The organism is Bradyrhizobium tunisiense, assembly GCF_042263385.1.
Classification (GTDB): domain Bacteria; phylum Pseudomonadota; class Alphaproteobacteria; order Rhizobiales; family Xanthobacteraceae; genus Bradyrhizobium; species Bradyrhizobium tunisiense.
Genome location: NZ_JBHLEV010000004.1, coordinates 144,045 through 161,556, shown reverse-complemented (window position 1 = coordinate 161,556; position 17,512 = coordinate 144,045). Strand labels below are relative to the sequence as shown.

16 protein-coding genes are annotated in these 17,512 nt (G+C 65.1%); 9 read left to right on the top strand and 7 right to left on the bottom strand.

What is annotated here, in order from left to right; all coding sequences use genetic code 11:
• Positions 1-2: 2 nt before the first annotated feature.
• Together hutH and hutI are read right to left on the bottom strand one after the other, a co-directional pair.
• A complete protein-coding gene (gene hutH, locus ACFDR6_RS19585; protein WP_375859210.1) occupies positions 3-1,562 on the bottom strand; it encodes a histidine ammonia-lyase in 1,560 nt (519 codons plus the stop codon).
• Positions 1,559-2,773 (bottom strand): imidazolonepropionase, encoded by a 1,215-nt coding sequence (gene hutI / locus ACFDR6_RS19580; RefSeq protein WP_375859209.1) that lies wholly within the window; start codon positions 2,771-2,773, stop codon positions 1,559-1,561. The genes hutH and hutI overlap by 4 nt, the downstream gene beginning before the upstream one ends.
• An 84-nt stretch (positions 2,774-2,857) precedes the next feature.
• Between hutI and ACFDR6_RS19575 the strand changes: the two genes are divergently transcribed.
• From ACFDR6_RS19575 to ACFDR6_RS19550, 6 genes are all read left to right on the top strand, one after another.
• Positions 2,858-4,216, top strand: a complete 1,359-nt coding sequence (locus ACFDR6_RS19575; RefSeq protein WP_375859208.1) for a formimidoylglutamate deiminase — start codon at positions 2,858-2,860, stop codon at positions 4,214-4,216.
• The gene (gene hutC, locus ACFDR6_RS19570) at positions 4,213-4,941 is read left to right on the top strand and encodes a histidine utilization transcriptional repressor HutC (RefSeq protein WP_375859207.1); all 729 of its coding nucleotides are present in this window, start codon (positions 4,213-4,215) and stop codon (positions 4,939-4,941) included. The genes ACFDR6_RS19575 and hutC overlap by 4 nt, the downstream gene beginning before the upstream one ends.
• Positions 4,942-5,026: 85 nt before the next feature.
• Positions 5,027-5,971: an ABC transporter substrate-binding protein gene (locus ACFDR6_RS19565; RefSeq protein WP_212080966.1), complete on the top strand. Its 945-nt coding sequence runs from the start codon at positions 5,027-5,029 to the stop codon at positions 5,969-5,971.
• 73 nt (positions 5,972-6,044) lie between these two features.
• A complete protein-coding gene (locus ACFDR6_RS19560; RefSeq protein WP_212080965.1) occupies positions 6,045-6,818 on the top strand; it encodes an ABC transporter permease in 774 nt (257 codons plus the stop codon).
• Positions 6,815-7,600 (top strand): ABC transporter ATP-binding protein, encoded by a 786-nt coding sequence (locus ACFDR6_RS19555; RefSeq protein WP_212080964.1) that lies wholly within the window; start codon positions 6,815-6,817, stop codon positions 7,598-7,600. The genes ACFDR6_RS19560 and ACFDR6_RS19555 overlap by 4 nt, the downstream gene beginning before the upstream one ends.
• Entirely contained in the window at positions 7,593-8,825 is a 1,233-nt protein-coding gene (locus tag ACFDR6_RS19550) for a Zn-dependent hydrolase (protein ID WP_212080963.1), read from the top strand. Before ACFDR6_RS19555 ends, ACFDR6_RS19550 begins: the two co-directional genes overlap by 8 nt.
• A 65-nt stretch (positions 8,826-8,890) precedes the next feature.
• On the opposite strand, the gene ACFDR6_RS19545 is transcribed toward ACFDR6_RS19550, so the two are convergent.
• The 3 genes from ACFDR6_RS19545 to ACFDR6_RS19535 form a co-directional block, all read right to left on the bottom strand.
• A complete protein-coding gene (locus ACFDR6_RS19545; protein ID WP_375859206.1) occupies positions 8,891-9,823 on the bottom strand; it encodes a helix-turn-helix domain-containing protein in 933 nt (310 codons plus the stop codon).
• A gap of 116 nt (positions 9,824-9,939) precedes the next feature.
• Positions 9,940-10,206, bottom strand: coding sequence for a hypothetical protein (locus tag ACFDR6_RS19540; protein WP_212080961.1), 267 nt, complete (start codon positions 10,204-10,206; stop codon positions 9,940-9,942).
• A 39-nt stretch (positions 10,207-10,245) separates the two neighbouring features.
• Positions 10,246-11,580 (bottom strand): PQQ-dependent sugar dehydrogenase, encoded by a 1,335-nt coding sequence (locus ACFDR6_RS19535; protein ID WP_212080960.1) that lies wholly within the window; start codon positions 11,578-11,580, stop codon positions 10,246-10,248.
• A 207-nt stretch (positions 11,581-11,787) separates the two neighbouring features.
• On the opposite strand from ACFDR6_RS19535, the gene ACFDR6_RS19530 reads away from it, so the two are divergent.
• Together ACFDR6_RS19530 and ACFDR6_RS19525 are read left to right on the top strand one after the other, a co-directional pair.
• A complete protein-coding gene (locus ACFDR6_RS19530) occupies positions 11,788-12,978 on the top strand; it encodes a urate hydroxylase PuuD (protein ID WP_375859205.1) in 1,191 nt (396 codons plus the stop codon).
• Positions 12,979-13,129: 151 nt separating this feature from the next.
• A complete protein-coding gene (locus ACFDR6_RS19525) occupies positions 13,130-13,987 on the top strand; it encodes a VOC family protein (RefSeq protein ID WP_375859204.1) in 858 nt (285 codons plus the stop codon).
• Positions 13,988-14,001: 14 nt separating this feature from the next.
• Here the strand turns inward: ACFDR6_RS19525 and ACFDR6_RS19520 are convergent, their stop codons facing one another.
• Positions 14,002-15,039 carry a L,D-transpeptidase family protein gene (locus tag ACFDR6_RS19520; RefSeq protein ID WP_375859203.1) on the bottom strand — a complete coding sequence of 346 codons (1,038 nt, stop codon included), beginning with the start codon at positions 15,037-15,039 and terminating at the stop codon, positions 14,002-14,004.
• A 175-nt stretch (positions 15,040-15,214) separates the two neighbouring features.
• On the opposite strand from ACFDR6_RS19520, the gene ACFDR6_RS19515 reads away from it, so the two are divergent.
• Entirely contained in the window at positions 15,215-16,192 is a 978-nt protein-coding gene (locus tag ACFDR6_RS19515) for a lytic transglycosylase domain-containing protein (RefSeq protein WP_375859202.1), read from the top strand.
• 42 nt (positions 16,193-16,234) lie between these two features.
• Here ACFDR6_RS19515 and ACFDR6_RS19510 read toward each other — a convergent pair whose 3' ends face one another.
• Positions 16,235-17,356 (bottom strand): DUF1236 domain-containing protein, encoded by a 1,122-nt coding sequence (locus ACFDR6_RS19510; RefSeq protein ID WP_375859201.1) that lies wholly within the window; start codon positions 17,354-17,356, stop codon positions 16,235-16,237.
• Positions 17,357-17,512: the final 156 nt, after the last annotated feature.

Genomic DNA, 17,512 nt, shown 5'->3' with positions numbered 1-17,512 from the left:
TCTTAATCAAGTCTCGGAAACGGATCTGATGAAAGTGCCGCGATCGCCGCGGCCGGAAGTGCATCGGCCTCGACCAGCGCGGCGGCCTTGGCGAGATCGCCGGCCATGTAGCGATCAGCGCCGAGCGCGGGCACCTGCTCGCGCAGCGCGGCGATGACGGCAATGAGCGGCACGCTGGTCGCATGCGGCGCGCGCAGCGTGATGCCTTGCGCGGCGACCAGCAGCTCGATGCCGAGGATGGCGGCGAGATTGTCGGCCATGTCGGACAGGCGCCGCGCGGCATGCGCCGCCATCGAGACGTGATCTTCCTGATTAGCGCTGGTCGGGGTCGAGTCGATCGAACAGGCAGAAGCGCGCTGCTTGTTCTCGGCATAGAGCGCCGCCGCCGTCACCTCGGCGATCATGAAGCCGGAATTGATGCCGGGGTCTGGCGTGAGGAACGGCGGCAGGCCGAAATTGAGCGCGGGATCGACCAGCGTTGCGATGCGCCGCTCGCTGATCGCGCCGATCTCGGACAGGGCAAGCGCGATCGCGTCGGCGGCAAAGGCCACCGGCTCGGCGTGGAAATTGCCGCCGGAGACGATCTCGCCGCTCTCGACCAGCACCAGCGGATTGTCGGTGACGGCGTTGGCCTCGACGATCAGCGTTCGCGCGGCCTGCGTGATCAGGTCGAGCGCCGCGCCTGCGACCTGCGGCTGGCAGCGCAGGCAATACGGATCCTGCACGCGCTCGTCGCCTTCGAGATGCGACAGGCGGATGTCACTGCCATCCAGCAGCGCCATCAGCGTCGCCGCCGCGGCGATCTGCCCGGCATGGCCGCGCAGCGCCTGGATCTCGGGGCGGAACGGCGCGGTCGAGGCCATTGCCGCATCCACCGACAATGCGCCGGTCACGAGTGCGGCCCGCGCCAGGCGGAATGCACGCAGCACGCCGGAGATCGCATAAGCCGTCGAAAACTGCGTGCCGTTGATCAGCGCGAGACCTTCCTTGGGGCCGAGCGTCAACCGCGCAAGGCCGGCGGCGGCGAGCGCCTCGCTGCCGGACACGGTCTTGCCATCAACGATCGCCTGCCCCTCACCGATCATCACGGCAGTCATATGCGCCAGCGGGGCAAGATCGCCGGAGGCGCCGACAGAACCCTGCTGCGGCACCAAAGGAAAGACACCCCGCGCCAGCATGTGTTGCAACTGCTCGATCACCTCGCGGCGTACGCCGGAGGCGCCGCGCCCGAGCGAGACGATCTTCAGCGCCATCATCAGACGAACGATCGGCTCGGGTGTTGCGGGGCCGACGCCGCAGCAATGCGACACGATCAAATTGCGCTGGAGCAGCTCGGTCTGGTCTGGCGGAATGCGCTTCGACGCCAGCTTCCCGAAGCCCGTGTTGATGCCGTAGACGGGGGCTTCGGCTCGCGCGGCCTTCGCGACAATCTCCGCAGCCGCCTCCACGCGCGGCCAGAACGAGGGATCGAGCACAACAGGCGCGCCTGCAAGCACGCGCGTGAGATCGTCGAGGCTGACCGTTCCCGGCGTGACGACGATCGCTGCCCCCTGCTCCGTCACTGCCCCCTCCAAACTCTGCGATGCAGCGGATTGAATCCGATGCGGTAGACCAGCTCGGCGGGCCGCTCGATGTCCCAGATCGCGAGATCGCACCATTTGCCGGCTTCCAGCGTGCCCGCTTCATCGAGCACGCCGAGCGCCCGCGCGCCTTCACGGGTGACACCCGCAAGGCACTCGGCCACGTTCATACGGAACAGCGTCGCGGCCATGTTCATGGTGAGCAGCAACGAGGTCAGTGGCGAGCTGCCGGGATTGCAGTCGGTCGCGAGCGCCATGTGGATGCCGTGCCGGCGAAAGATCTCGACGGGCGGCTTTTGCGTCTCGCGGATGAAGTAGAATGCGCCGGGCAGCAGCACGGCGACCGTTCCGGCCTTTGCCATCGCGGCGGCGCCGGCCTCGTCGGTGTGCTCGAGGTGATCGGCGGACAACGCTGAGAATTTCGCAGCGAGCGCAGCGCCGCCGAGGTTCGAGAGCTGGTCGGCATGAAGCTTGACCGGCAGGCCGAGTCCCGCCGCCGCCTCGAACACCCGCGCCGTCTGCTCGGCGGAGAACGCGATGCCCTCCATGAAGGCGTCGACGGCATCTGCAAGGCCAGCCTTTGCAACAGCCGGCAGCATCTCCTTGCAGACGAGATTGATGTAACGATCCTTGTCGCCGTCGGCTTCCACCGGCAGCGCGTGCGCGCCGAGGAAGGACGTGCGGATCGCAACCGGCCGTTGACGACTGATGCTGCGCGCCGCGGCGAGCTGGCGCATTTCGGTTGCGGTATCGAGGCCATAGCCGGATTTGACCTCGACGGTGGTGGCGCCCTCGCCGATCAGCGCATCAAGCCGCGGCAACGCGCTTGCAACGAGCTCGGCCTCACTCGCCTTGCGCGTGGCGGCGACCGTCGAGACGATGCCGCCGCCGGCGCGCGCGATCTCCTCGTAGCTTGCACCCTTCAAGCGCAGCTCGAATTCGTGGGCGCGGTTGCCGCCGTAGACCAGATGGGTGTGGCAGTCGACGAGCCCCGGCGTGATCCAGCGCCCCTGGCAATCGATCCGCTCGACGGCGTCCACATCCGCCGGGAAATCTGCTTCTGCACCGGCGTAAACGATACGGCCGCCGCGCGCTGCGATCACGCCACGCTCGATCTCGCCGAGTTCGGGACGGTCCGCCCGCATCGTGGCGAGCCGGGCATTGTGCCAGATCCTGTCGAAGCGCTCTGCCATGCAACGGTCCCTTCACGTGGGATGCTTGACTTATATGTCTAGACATATAATCGTGGGGCGGTTCTGTCCAGCCGGCGTGTAATCATGACCCGACTGCATTTCGCTTCCGCGCTCCTGCCCTCGGGCTGGGCCAATGACGTGCGGGTGGTGATCACCGCCGGCGCGATCGCGGAGGTGACGCCGGGCGTGACGCCGGCTGCCGGTGATGAGCGCCACGCCATCGCGCTACCGGGGCTGGCGAGCCTGCACAGCCACGCCTTCCAGCGCGGCATGGCCGGGCTCGCGGAGCTGCGCGGTGACAGCACCGACACGTTCTGGACCTGGCGCGAGACGATGTATCGCTTCGCCCTCGCCATGACGCCTGATGACGTCGCCTCTGTCGCGACGCTGCTTTATGTCGAGATGCTGGAGCAGGGTTTTACCCGTGTCGGCGAATTCCACTATCTACACCACGACCGCGACGGCTCTCTCTATGCCGATATTGCCGAGATGGCTGCGCGGATTGCGCAAGCTGCCGAGGCCTCCGGCATTGCTCTGACGCTGCTGCCGAGTTTCTATGCGCATGGCTCGTTCGGCGGCGCGGCGCCGCATGCTGGCCAGCGCCGGTTCATTTGCTCGGTCGATCAGTTCGCGGCATTGATATCAGCATCGCGCAAGGCGATCAGCGCATTGCCGGGCGCCAATATCGGCATCGCACCGCACAGCCTGCGTGCGGTCACGCCGGACGAGCTTGCGGCGATCATTCCACTGGCCGACGGCGGGCCGGTGCATATCCATGCCGCCGAGCAGGTCCGGGAAGTCGAGGATTGCCTGGCCTGGTCGGGTCGTCGCCCGGTGCAATGGCTGCTGGCGCACGCGCCCGTCGATCGGCGCTGGTGCCTCATTCACGCGACTCATACGACGGACGAGGAAGTCGCCGCCTTCGCGGGGACCGGCGCTGTCGCCGGCCTCTGCCCCATCACCGAGGCGAGCCTTGGCGACGGCATCTTTCCCGCGCGCGAATTCCTCGATGCCGGCGGCGCGTTCGGTATCGGCACAGATTCAAACGTGCTGGTCGGCGTCACCGACGAATTGCGCCAGCTCGAATACGGCCAGCGGCTGAAGCACCGCGCGCGCAACGTGCTCTCCGCCGGTGCAGGCCGCTCGACGGGACGCACGTTGTTCGACCACGCTCTTGCGGGCGGCGCGCAGGCGCTGGCGCAGCCGACAGTCGGCCTCGCAGCCGGCGCGCGCGCCGACATCGTCACCCTCGAAACGACGCATCCTTCGCTGGCGGGGCGCGCCGGCGACGCGGCGATCGACGGCTGGGTCTTTGCCGCAGGGACTGGCGCGATCGATTGCGTCTGGGCCGGCGGCCACAAGGTCGTGGAAGGCGGCCGGCACAGATTGCGCCAGGCCGCGCGCGAACGCTTCAACGCGACAGTGCGGAGGCTCGTCGCATGAGTCTCGCGACCGATACCGCCGACAAGCCGACGCTCTACAAGCGCATCCGTGCCGACATCGAGAAACGTATCCTGACCGGCGAATGGCCGCCCGGACATCGCATCCCGTTCGAGCACGAGCTGGTGGCACGTTACGGCTGCTCGCGCATGACGGTGAACAAGGCGCTGTCGGAGCTCGCGCAAGCCGATTTGATCGAGCGGCGGCGGCGTGCTGGCTCCTTCGTGCGCCGGCCGCAGCATCAGTCGGCGGTGCTGAAGATCGCCGACATCCGCGCCGAGATCACCGCGCTGGGGCGCGCATACGGCTATGAGCTGATTCATCGCAAGCTGCGCACCGCGACTACCGCCGACCGCGATCGCCTCGGCGTGAAGAAGGCCGGCAAGGTGGTCGCGATCACCTGCCGGCACAGCGCCGACAACGTGCCGTTCGCCGTCGAGGACAGGCTGATCGATCTGTCGTCCGTGCCGGATGCCGCGACCGCGGACTTCTCCCGCGAGCCGCCCGGCTCGTGGCTGCTCCATCACGTCCCATGGACGGAGGCCGAGCACACGATCAGCGCCGTCGTCGCGGACGATCACACGGCGGGCGCACTCGCGATCGCCGTCGGCGCGCCCTGTCTCGTGATCGACCGTTACACCTGGCGCAGCGCGCGCACGATCACCGCCGTGCGCCTGCTCTATCCCGGTGACTCTCACCGCCTTGTCGCGCGATTCAAGGGAGGCTGAGTGGCTATGTCGGCACAAATCGTGCAACGCTTCATGAAGAGACCAACAGGACGTCAATCCATCGATCGGCAAGAGGACGACAATCATGCGTAATTCGACGATATTTGCGACAATCATTGCTCTGGCGGCCTCCACTCCCGTGCTCGCCGACGACGTCAAGGTCGGCGTCGGCATCTCCGGATGGACCGGCTTTGCGCCGCTGACGCTGGCGAAGGAGGCCGGCATCTTCAAGAAGAACGGCCTCGACGTCACGATCAAGAAAATCCCGCAGAAAGACCGCCATCTCGCCATCGCCTCCGGCGATATCCAGTGCGCGGCAACCACGGTCGAGACCTGGATCTCCTGGAACGCCAATGGCGTTGCGACCAAGCAGATCTTCCAGCTCGACAAGAGCTTCGGCGCCGACGGCATGGCCGTGCGCAACGACGTCAGCGCGATCAAGGACCTGAAGGGCAAGACCGTCGCGGCCTCCGCGCCCGGCACCTCGCCCTATTTCGCGCTGGCCTGGATGCTGAAGAAGAACGGCCTTTCGGTGAAGGACGTCACTGTCGTCAACCTCGAGCCGGCTGCCGCTGCACAGGCCTTCGTCTCCGGCCAGAACGATGCAGCGATGACCTATGAGCCGTATCTTTCGACGGTGCGCGCCGCGCCCGACAAGGGCAAGATCATCGCCACCACGCTGGACTATCCAATGGTCATGGACACCTTCGGCTGCACGCCGAAGTTCCTCACCGACAATCCCAAGGCCGCCAAGGCGCTCGCCGACAGCTACTTCGAGGCGCTCGAGATGATCGCCAAGGACCAGGCCAAGGCTTACGAAATCATGGGCGCCGACGTGAAGCAGACGGGCGAGCAGTTCGGCAACTCGGCGAAATATCTGCGCTGGCAGGACAAGGCCGCGAACCAGAAGTTCTTTGCCGGCGACTTCCTGACGTTCAACAAGGAGGCGGCCGACCTGCTGCTCGAAATCGGCATCATCAAGGCCGCGCCGAAGGTCGAGGACCTCTTCGACGCGAGCTACATCAAGTAAACCCCTCGAGAGCCGCCGGCCCCGTCTCGCGGCAGGGCCGGCAAATCTGTTCAGCGCCCGGATAGACAGTTTGATGCGTCCCCTGGACCCTGTTACATCGAAGCAGCGCGTGGCCTACGGCCTCGCGTTCTTCGTGCTTTTCGTTGCCCTCTGGTCGTGGGCGACGCTCGGCGGCCATGTGTCGAAAACCTTTCTCGCAAACCCCTTGACCATGGTGCAGGAGGGTTATGACCTCTTGGCCAAACAGGGATTCGCCTACGACATCGGCATGACGATCTGGCGGGTCGTCGGAGGCTTCGCGCTCGCGGCCATCATCGCAGTCCCGCTCGGCGTGCTGATGGGCGCCTACAAGCCGGTCGAAGCCTTCCTCGAACCGTTCGTCTCCTTCGCGCGCTATCTGCCCGCCTCCGCCTTCATCCCGCTCCTGATCCTGTGGGCCGGTATCGGTGAATTGCAGAAGCTGCTCGTCATTTTCATCGGCTCGGTATTCCAGGTCATCCTGATGGTCGCGGTGACGGTAGGCGCCACCCGGCGCGATCTGGTCGAGGCGGCCTATACGCTCGGGGCCAACGACCGCGGCATCATCCGCCGCGTACTGCTGCCCTCCTCCGCCCCCGAGATCGCGGAAATCCTGCGGCTGGTGCTGGGCTGGGCCTGGACCTACGTCATCGTCGCCGAACTGATCGGCTCGTCCTCGGGCATCGGCCACATGATCACCGACAGTCAGGCGCTGCTCAACACCGGCCAGATCATCTTCGGCATCATCGTGATCGGCCTGATCGGTCTCCTCTCGGATTTCATGTTCAAGGCGTTCAACGCCTGGCTGTTTCCGTGGAGGCTCGCATGACGATCCTCAAGATCGAACAGGTCTCGCGCACATTCCCGGCACGCCACGGCAACGCGCCGACCAAGGCGCTGGAGCCGACCGACCTCACCATCGGCAACAACGACTTTGTCACCATCCTCGGCCCTTCCGGCTGCGGCAAGTCCACGCTGCTCCGCATCGTCGCCGGCCTCGATCGCCCGACCGGCGGTCGCGTCACGCTCGATGGGCGCGAGGTCACCGGGCCGGGCGCCGATCGCGGCATGGTTTTCCAGTCTTACACGCTGTTTCCCTGGCTCAGCGTGCGCGAGAATATCGCCTTCGGCCTGCGCGAGCGCGGTGTGGCGCAGGACGAGCGCAACAAGATCGCCGACGCCTTCATCCGCCAGGTCGGGCTGTCCGGATTCGAGAACCATTGGCCCAAGCAACTCTCCGGCGGCATGCAGCAGCGCACGGCGATCGCCCGCGCGCTCGCCAACGATCCGAAAATCCTGCTGCTCGACGAGCCGTTCGGTGCGCTCGACAACCAGACCCGCGCTCTGATGCAGGAGATGCTGCTCGGGATCTGGGAGCGCGACCAGAAGACCGTGCTGTTCGTGACCCACGACATCGAGGAGGCCATTTTCCTCGGTAGCCGCGTCATCGTCATGAGCGCGCGCCCCGGCCGGATCAAGGCCGAGATCAATGTGGAGCTGCCGCATCCGCGCTCCTACAAGATCAAGACGACGCCGGAGTTCGTCCAGCTCAAGGAGCGGCTGGTCGAGGAGATCCGCACCGAGGCGCTGAAGGTTGCCGAACATGCCTGACACAAATCCGCGCGCCAATGGTCAGCGCGTTCTTGCCGATCTTAGTGCGCTCCGTGCCATCGGCGCTTACAAGACCGGCGTGCACAAGCCGACCTTCTCCGAGCCGCACAAGCTTTCGCTCGAATGGCTGGTGCGCGAACTGCCCGCGGCGGGTCTCTCCGCTTCGATCGACGGCATCGGCAACGTCTTCGGCACCAGCGCCAGGCCCGGGCCGAAGCTGCTGGCCGGCTCGCACCTGGAAAGCCAGAATTATGCCGGCTGGCTCGATGGCCCGCTCGGCGTCGTGTACGCACTCGAAGCTGCCCGCGTGCTCAATGCCGATCCTTCCGTCAAAGGCGCGGTCGAAGTCGCCGCCTGGTGCGACGAGGAAGGACATTTCGGCCATTTCCTCGGCTCGCGCTCCTATGTCGGGCAAGTGACGGAAGCCGACATCGATGCCGCGCGCGACCGCACCAGCGGCCGCACCATGCGCGACGCGCTCGCCGATATGGGGCTCGCCAACTGCCCGCGCGTCAGCGTCGAGCCGGGCCGCCACGTCGGATATCTCGAGGCGCATATCGAGCAGGGCGACACGCTCGAAAGCGGCAAGCTCGCGGTCGGGGTCGTGACCTCCATCGTCGGCATCTGGCAATACCAGATCAATTTCACCGGCGAGCAGAATCACGCGGGCACCACGCGGATGCCCGTGCGCAGGGATGCAGGCCTGGCGTTGGCAAAATTCTGCGTCGCGCTCGACGAGCGTTTTCCGGCCGCCTGCGGCCCACGCACGGTTTGGACAACCGGCCGCATCACGCTCGATCCGGGCGCACCGAGCATCATTCCGGGCGGAGCCGAAATGCTGTTCCAGATTCGCGACGAGGATCCAGCCGTCATCGCCCGGCTCGAGCAGCTGCTCCGGACCATGGCGGACGAGGCCAGTGCAAGCGGTCCCTGCACCGTCGCCGTGACGAAGCTGCGCACCGGCGCGCCCGCCATGATGAACGCCGGCTTCCAGGATGCGATCGAAGCCGCAAGCAAGGCGCTCGCCAATGGGCGATCCGTTCGCATGCCCAGTGGCGCCGGTCACGATGCGCAGATGCTGGCAACGGTCATGCCCGCCGGCATGCTGTTCGTGCCGTCGATCGGCGGCATCAGTCATCACTGGACTGAGAACACCGCCGACGCCGATATCGTCACCGGTGCAGAGGTCTTCGTCGACGCTTGCCGGCGGATCCTCGGCGGCTGACATGACGACAATCGATTGCGCGATCCGGAGCGGATGCTGCGGCAGGCGTCCCGCATCACCGGGGTTCACGCGTTTGTGCCTGAGGTGCGAGGCATCTGTCGGCGCCACACCGCCGGGCTGACGCCGACAATTGAGGAAAACACCCGCGTGAAGTGACTCTGGTTGGCAAATCCGGCCGAGATCGCGATCTCCGAGAGAGGCAGGCCGCGAACGCTCATCAACTGCTGGGCGGCCTTCACGCGCTGATGAAGCAGCCATTGGTGCGGCGGCAAACCGACGGAGATTCGAAATGCGCGGGAAAAATGGCTGACCGAAAGGTCGAGCTCGGTCGCGATCTTCTGCAACGAGAGCTTGCCGCCGAGATCCGCCCCGAGAACCTCGCAGGCGCGCCTGGCTTGCCACGACGCGAGCCCCCCGCGGGCCGGCTCCGTCCTGCGCTGAAGTCCGCCATAAGTCTGGGCAACATGCGTGGTCAGGCCGAGCATCATGTGATCGATGAAAAGCTGGTTGGCTTCGTGCGGCCGGCGCAGCCCGTGCTGCAGTGCTGATCCGATGTGACGGATGACCTCGTCGTCGTGGCCGACGCCAATTCGACAGTCGAGCTGATCGATACGTTTCGCACCGCATTGCTCGGCGACGCCATCGAGGGCCGAGCGTGGAAGGTAGAAGAAGAGCGAATGGAACGGCTTGTCGATCACATAGCGCGGATCGAGCTTGAGGTCGTAGAGATAGGTCGCGCCGGCGCGAACGTCTGCCTTCATGAGGAATTTGCCGCGCTGCCAGAGCTCGCAATCCGGGTAATCGCGAAGCTTCAGGCTGACGAGAAACGCGTCTTCCGTGGTGAGCGAGCCTGACAGACCCGTCAGCGGACGATCATTCCGCGTTTCGGTGACCGCAAGCTCGGCGCTGCGCAGCGAGCGCGTGACCAGGGAGGGCGGCGCTTCCTTCAAACGCAGGAATTTCCCGAGCTTCTCTCCGTAGGCGCCTGCCTGGGTCATCGGATTAGCCCTTCTGTGGAAGTCCGCGCGCAGGCCACAGTGTCCCGCCATTTCAGGAGCGCATTACAATATTTGACAGCAATTGTCCACGTGCGCGAAGCGAGCTTCACAGGCTTTCACAAGCGCACGATCAGATGGCGCGACGTGGTTTCATACGACACCGGGCTTGTTGTGGCGCGACGAGCCAGCGACGTGCCGTTGCCGACCCTGAACTCCTGGACGACTTCATATTTGCCCTCTTCCGAAGCTCCGCCGACAAGCCGCTGCACCCGCAATGGCGGTGCTGTCGATCCCGTCATCCCCCGCACGACCGCGACGCGGCTATCGCTGGAGGCGCGAGGCGACACGTAGATGGTTGGCACGCTGGCGCTTTGCTCACCCAACGACCTCCGAGCTTGTGACACACAGATGCCCGTGAAGCGTCATCGCGGCACGCTCATCACACGCCAGATCGTGCCGTTGCCGTCCTCCGACACCAGCAGGGATCCGTCCTTCGCAACCGCCACTCCCACCGGCCTTCCCCAAACTTCTGTGTCGCTCACGACGAACCCCGTGACGAAATCCTCGTACTCGCCCGTCGGCGTGCCGTCCTTCATCCTGATGCGGATCACCTTGTAGCCGGTGCGCTTCGACCGGTTCCACGAGCCGTGCTCGGCGGCGAAGGCGTCGCCCTGGTACTCGGACGGAAACTGCATCCCTTGATAGAACGTCATGCCGAGCGACGCCGAATGCGGCTGGATCAGCACGTCCGGCACCGTCACTTTGTCCTTGAGGTCCGGCCGCGCTCCGGCGTGGCGCGGGTCTTCATTGTTGCCGATATAGAACCACGGCCAGCCGTAGAAAGCGCCCTCCTTCACCCTGGTCACGTAATCGGGCACGAGGTCGTCGCCGAGGCCGTCGCGTTCGTTGTTCGAGCACCAGGGCAGGCCGGTCTGCGGCTGGATCGCGAGGCCGACGCAATTGCGGATCCCGGTGGCGTAGATCTTGCGCTCCTTGCCGTCTGGATTGAAGGCCAGCACGGCGGCGCGCTCGGTCTCGCTCGCCCATGTCGCGCCAAGCGGTTGGGCTTTCGACCAGGCCTCCAGTCCCCCCGGCGGCGTGCCCATGCCTTCGGCGACGTTGCTGAGCGAGCCGACCGACACCAGCATGCGCTTGTTGTCGGGCGTAAAGACGATGTCGCGGGTGGAATGGCCGCCATCATGCGGCAGGCTCGCCACGATCGTCTCTGCCTTGCCGCGCGCCTTGAGATCGCCGGCCTGATAGGGAAAGCGAACGACGCTGTCGGTATTGGCGACATAGACCCATTGCGGATTGTCGCCGTTCGGAAAGAAGGCGATGCCGAATGGCTGCCTCAATCCGGCTGCAAACACCTCGCTGGTCGCGACCTTGCCGCCCTCGCCTGCGCGCAGGACGCGGACGCTGCCGGCCCGCGTCTCCGCGACGAATACATCGCCGTTCGGCGCGACGCGAATGATGCGCGGCGCGCGCAAGCCTTCGGCGAACAGCTCGATCTTGAATCCCGCCGGCACCTGAAGCTCCGCCTCTGACGGACGTGGCACCACGCGCGATGAGCTCGCCACCGACCGCGTTGCACCGGGCCTGACCAGATCCTGGGGCCGGATCAGCCTGACCGTACCGGGCTTGTCGGCGCGCCAATCGCCATAGGCGTCCTTGCCCTGCAACACCGGCTCGGCCTGCGCGGCAGTCGCAGCCAGCAGCCCTGCGGATATTGCTGCGGATACAATTCTGCTCTTCACCTTGTCCTCCCGGCCTGCGATCTCGACATCGACCCGATCGCGGCAGGTCGAAGCCCTGCCGCATACCAGGTCAACCGATGCCCGCACGATGTGCATCAGATGCACCCATCGTACTGGAAAACGCCGCGGATAGGTGCGACACATTGTAAGAGCAGGGGCCGCGGTCATCAAAGCTGCGGCATCGCTGTCGCGACTGATGGGAAGATCATGTGGGGATCCATCATATCGGAATGGGCGAGCCTGCTGCTCCGCTGGCTGCACGTGGTCGCCGCAATCGCCTGGATCGGAAGTTCCTTTTATTTCATAGCCCTCGATCTCAGCCTCAAGCCGAAGGCTGGGCTGCCTGACGGCGTGCAGGGCGAGGCCTGGCAGGTCCATGGCGGCGGCTTCTACCGGATCATGAAATATCTGGTGGCGCCGAGCCAAATGCCGGACGAGCTGACCTGGTTCAAATGGGAGGCCTACACCACCTGGCTGTCCGGATTCGCGTTGATGGTGGTGGTCTATTATCTCGAGGCCGATCTGTTCCTGGTCGACAAGTCGATCCTCGACCTCACGCCATTCCAGGCCGGCCTGTTCAGCTTTTGCAGCCTCGCTCTCGCCTGGCTGCTTTATGAAGCCGCATGCCGCAGCGGACTTGCGCAGCGCGAGCTGCCCTTTGCGGTCGGTGGCTATCTGTTCCTGGTCGTGCTGACCTACGCCTTCACCCATGTGCTGAGCGGCCGCGGCGCCTTCAACCAGATCGGCGCGATCATCGGCACGATCATGGTCGCCAACGTCTTCGCGCTGATCATCCCGAACCAGAAGAAGATCGTGGCCAGCCTAATCGCGGGGCAAGCACCCGATCCAAAGCTGGGCAAGGCCAGCAAGGAGCGTTCGGTCCACAACAACTATCTGACCCTGCCGGTCGTCGTGTTGATGATCAGCAACCACTATCCCCTGCTCTACGCCACGCGCTTCAACTGGATCATCGTCGCGATCATCCTGGCCCTCGGCCCCGTGATCCGCCATTTCTTCAACGAGCGCCATGCCGGACGCAAATCGCCGTGGTGGGTCTGGGGTGTCGCGGCTATCGGCGTGATCGCGATCCTCCTCCTCTCCGCGGCCGGCCCGCGCGAGGTGAAGACAGGCGCGCTGTCGTCTCAGCCGACGCTCGCCAATGTCGAGGAGATCGTGATGTCCCGTTGCAGCATGTGCCACGCGGCCGAGCCGGTCTGGGCCGGCATCGTGACCGCGCCGAAAGGCATTTTGCTTGATGCGCCCGAGCACATCCATCGCAATATCCGCCTGATCGGGCGTGTCGCGGCCTGGTCCAGCGCGATGCCGCCGGGCAACATCACCGAGATGACCAGCGAGGAGCGCGCGATCCTTGCCGCCTACATCGAGCAGGCGCGCTGACGCCACCCCGCGCGTCGATGCTGCATTTCGCGGAATGAAATTCCATATCGCCCGTCGATTAGAAAATGACTTGACCGCTTATCCGGCGTAGACAAGACCTTGCGGTCGCCGGCGCGGCCTGAAGTCAGTTTGCATTCTCGGGGAAAGAACAGTGGCCCTCAACAACGTCATCGGGATCGACCACGCCGTGGTCATGGTGCAGGACCTCGACGCGGCCGCCGAGAACTACCGGCGGCTCGGTTTCACCGTCTCCCCGCGCGGCACCCACAGCGCCCATATGGGCACCGGCAACTACACCATCATGTTCGACCCCGACTATATGGAGCTGCTCGGCGTGCTCGCTGCGACCGAGCACAACGCGCCGGCGCGCGCGTTCCTGGACAAGCGCGGCGAAGGCATCGAGCGCATTGCCTTCACCGCCGTCGATTCAGCCGCAGGCGCGGAGGAGATCCGCGCGCGTGGCCTGACGCCGATCGGTCCGACCGATTTCGAGCGGCCGGTGACGCTGCCTGATGGCACGGTCTCGGCGGCAAAGTTCCGCACCTTCATGTGGCCGACCGCGGAAGCGCCCGGCGGCGTGCGCATTTTCGCGTGCCAGCACAAGACGCGCGAGACGGTGTGGATTCCGGAGTTGATGAAGCACGCCAACGCGGCGAAGCGGATCAAGCAGATTCTGATCGCAACGCCCGAGCCGGCGCAGGAAGCCGCGCATCTCGGACGGCTGATTGACCGCGAGCCGAAGGCCGAGACCGACGGCGCCGTGACCGTTCCCTCCGGCGGCGACCGCGCCGATTTCGTCTATCTCACGCTGGAGCAACTCGGAAAGCGTTATCCCGGCGTACCGCTCGCCGGCCTCGCCGAGCGTGGCGGCGCGGCGCTGGTGCTCGTCAGTGGTGATCTCGCCGCGACGGAGAAGGCGCTGGGTTCGGCTGCCGTGCGCAGCGGGCACGCGATCTGCGTGCCGCCGGCCAAAGCCAACGGCACCCTGCTCGCCTTCGTTGCCGGCTGATTTGAACGAATTCTCTAACGCGTATTGGCGGCGCGCTTGCCGGCCGCCTTGCCCTGCTGCTTCGAGGACGCTTCCGTCGGCGCATCGAGGAAGACGACGGGTGTGCCGCGCTTGACGTTCTCGCCGAGCACGCGCGCGTCCCAATTGGTCAGCCGGACGCAGCCGTGGGACGCCGACTTGCTGACCCTGTCGGGCTCCGCGGTTCCATGAATGCCGTAGCCCTGCGCCGACAGGCCGATCCAATATGCGCCCACGGGGTTGTTTGGCCCCGGCTTGATGTTGAAGGGCTTCCTCGATTTCACGCTCTTGAACCTGTATTCCGGATTGTAGCGATAGGTCGGCTGCTCATGGCTAGAGGTGACCTTCAGCGTTCCTGTCGGCGTCGGGCGATCCGGACTGCCGATTGACGCCGGATAAAACGCGCTCAGGCGACCGGTCTCATCGAACGCCTTGAGCGTTTCGCTCGCCTTGTCGATCTCGATCCGTGCGATGCGCGGGATCTCTCTCCGCGTCGGCACATTGGCCACGACGACCGTCTCGCCGGCTTTGTCGAAGGCCTTCCCCGGATTGAGTGCCTTCAACAGCTCTTCGCTCATGTGGAATTTTTCCGCGAGCCCTTCGAGCGGAGTGGTGTAGCTCAGCGCCTCCAGCGCCTTCATGTCATCGAGCCTGGCCGGCAGCTTCTTGAGAAACGGTCCCTTCACATCTGCGTCGGTGATCTTGTAGTCGATGAGGACAGCACCTTCGCTCGCTGCGTTCAGCTTGTCCCAGAGTTCAGGGGCGATGGTTTTGTCGAAGCCGACACCGTTCTGCTCGGCAAACGCCTTCAGCGCCTTCTGCGCGTTTTCGCCGAGCTTGCCGTCGATCTGGCCGGGGGAGAATTGCGCGCGGTCGAGCAGAATCTGAAGCTTCGTCACCGGCGCGGTGATCTTGTCGCCGGCCGGCTGTTTTTCCGGACGCGCGGCGTCATTCACCGCTTTCGCATCGAGATTGCCTGCGAGCGCAGGGCAGATGAACGACAGCGACATCACCGCGGCAAGCATCCATCGCATCTTGATCGTCCCGAAAATGACCCGCAAAATCGCGGGCAGTTTCTCTTTGGGAACACCGTAGTAACACCGAAGGAACCGGTGAGATCGCAGCTTTGCCGCAATCGGAAGGTTAAGAACTTCCTATCGCCGGCGCATCGCTGGCCGTTCACCCCACAGTTCGAGGTTGCCCCAGCAAATGCGATTTGTCGTCGCGGCTTGCGCCGCGTTTCTGATTCTGATGTGCGATCTCGATCCGTCGGCGTCGCGGCAAACATCGACTATCAACACTACCGTTCTCAAGAACGATCATGCCTCACCACTTGTTCCAGTGGTCGAGCTCTTCCTCGCCAGCGTGCAGGCCATCGACGTCGCCAATGCGCGCGCGGCGCATGAGGAAACAATCGAACCGCCGCGCGCGGCCGAGCCTGCTTCGGACGAGCCTGTCGCGGACCAGCCGATTTCACCGACGGAAAAATTCTGCCATGCGCTCCGCGAGGCCGCCGAGGCCAGCGGCATTCCGGTGCCGTTCTTCGCGCGTTTGATCTGGCAGGAGAGCCGCTTCAAATCGAACGAAGTCAGCCACGCCGGCGCGCAGGGCGTCGCGCAGTTCATGCCGGCGACGGCCGCCGAGGTCGGGCTCGATGATCCCTTCGATCCCATGAAGGCGCTGCCGGCATCGGCGAAATTCCTGCGCAAGCTGCGCGACGATTTCGGCAATCTCGGCCTCGCCGCGGCCGCCTATAATGCCGGCCCGGGCCGCATCCAGAAGTGGCTTGCCAGAGAGAGCCAGCTGCCACGCGAGACGCGCGACTATGTCCGCATCATCACCGGCACCAAGGCCGAAGACTGGACCGAGCGCTCCGAGGCGCTTGCGATCCGGATCGACCTGCCGCGTGAAGCGCCCTGCGAAGGTTTCGGCAGTCTCTCGAAGGCCAAGGACGTCGCCTGGGTTCCGGTCAACCTGACCCCTTCGGTCACGACCATCATTCGCAAGGCCGAGCAGCTTGCCGCGCGCCAAAAGACGAACCATGCGCGCAAGCGGTTCGCAATCATGCTTCAGAAGAATGCCACGGCTCACGGCAAGGCACGCAGCATGATTGCGGCACGCGCGGCCGGCAAGAGCGCGAAGGCCCGCGCCGTTCGCTTCGCCTCACGCGAACGGCCATCCGGTTAGTGTTCGGAGCCACCCGCTCGAGTGGCTCCGACATTTACCCCGCTAATCGATCTCCTCGATCACGCGGCGCTCACGCGGCTCGATGAGATAGGTCCGCGTGTCGCGGTGGATGTAGCGGTATTCCCGCAGATCCGGCGCGTCCCGATAGACCGTGCTCGGGAATTCCTCCACCTCGACGCTCTCGGGGAGACGGTCACCGACACGAATCTCCGTGCGTGCGGTGCTCCCGGTGGTGCGCGCCTCGGTCCGCCCTTCGGTGCGGGTCTTCGCATGCTTGCGGATCGCATCACGATCGCGATCGGAGAATTTGCTGGCGCTGCGCTCGCGCGTGGTCGTCGTCGTGGTCGCGGTGGACTGCCCCGAATACGGCAGCAGCGTCACGATCTTGTAGGTCGCCGGATCGACCACGACGATCTGATCCTTGACCAGCGCGAAGCTGTAGCCGCGATATTGCGGCACGATCTCGACGACGTCAGGCGGCAGTATCGAGAGATGTACGTCGCGCGGCACCACCGTGCCGACATTCAGCGAGAAATTGACGCTGGTCACGGGCCGAACGTTCAGGCGCGAGATCGAGGTGCTGATCCTGGTCTCCTGCTGCCGGTTGAGATTGACGTCGGTCTGCGCGGTCGCCTGTGTACCGGTGTTGGACTGCCCGCCCTGGGCCTGATTGCCGGCTGGCGCATTCGGCGCCTGCTGAGCCTGGTTGGTCCCTGATGCGGCAGGCGCCTGCTGGGCCTGATTGCTGTTGGCCGGCGGCGGATTGGAACGATCCTGCGCCTGGTTGGTGTTCGCAGGCGGCGGGTTGGCGCTCTGCTGGGTCGCGGGCGGATTGCCGGTCGTATTCGAGCTTGCCGTGCCGCTCTGCGGCCGCGAGGTGTCCGTGCTGTTCGCGGCATTGTTGGATGTGCCGGCGCCGGAATTGGCAGCCCCGGATGACGGCGCGGGGCTCTGCGTGGTCTGCGTCGAGTTTCCTGTCGCCGGTGATTGCTGCGGCTGCGACGTCGTTTGCTGCGTTCCGGATGGCGGGTTGGTCGAGGGCGCCGTGGAATTTGATTGGGACGGCGGGCTCTGATCGGACTTCGTCGTCGTGCCGGGCGATTGCGCAAAGGCGGCGTTCGCCAGCACCAGCCCCAATGCGGTGGTTGCCAGCAGGCGGATCATGATTTCACTCCCGTTTATCAAATGAACGTTCGCTACTAACCTGCGTTAGAACGACCTGTTCCACTTTTTCCCGAGAGAAGGGTGAGCCGTTTCCGCACGGAACCTCCGATGCCATCGAAGCGTGCCGGGATCATCGTCAAGCGCCGGCCGCTGGAG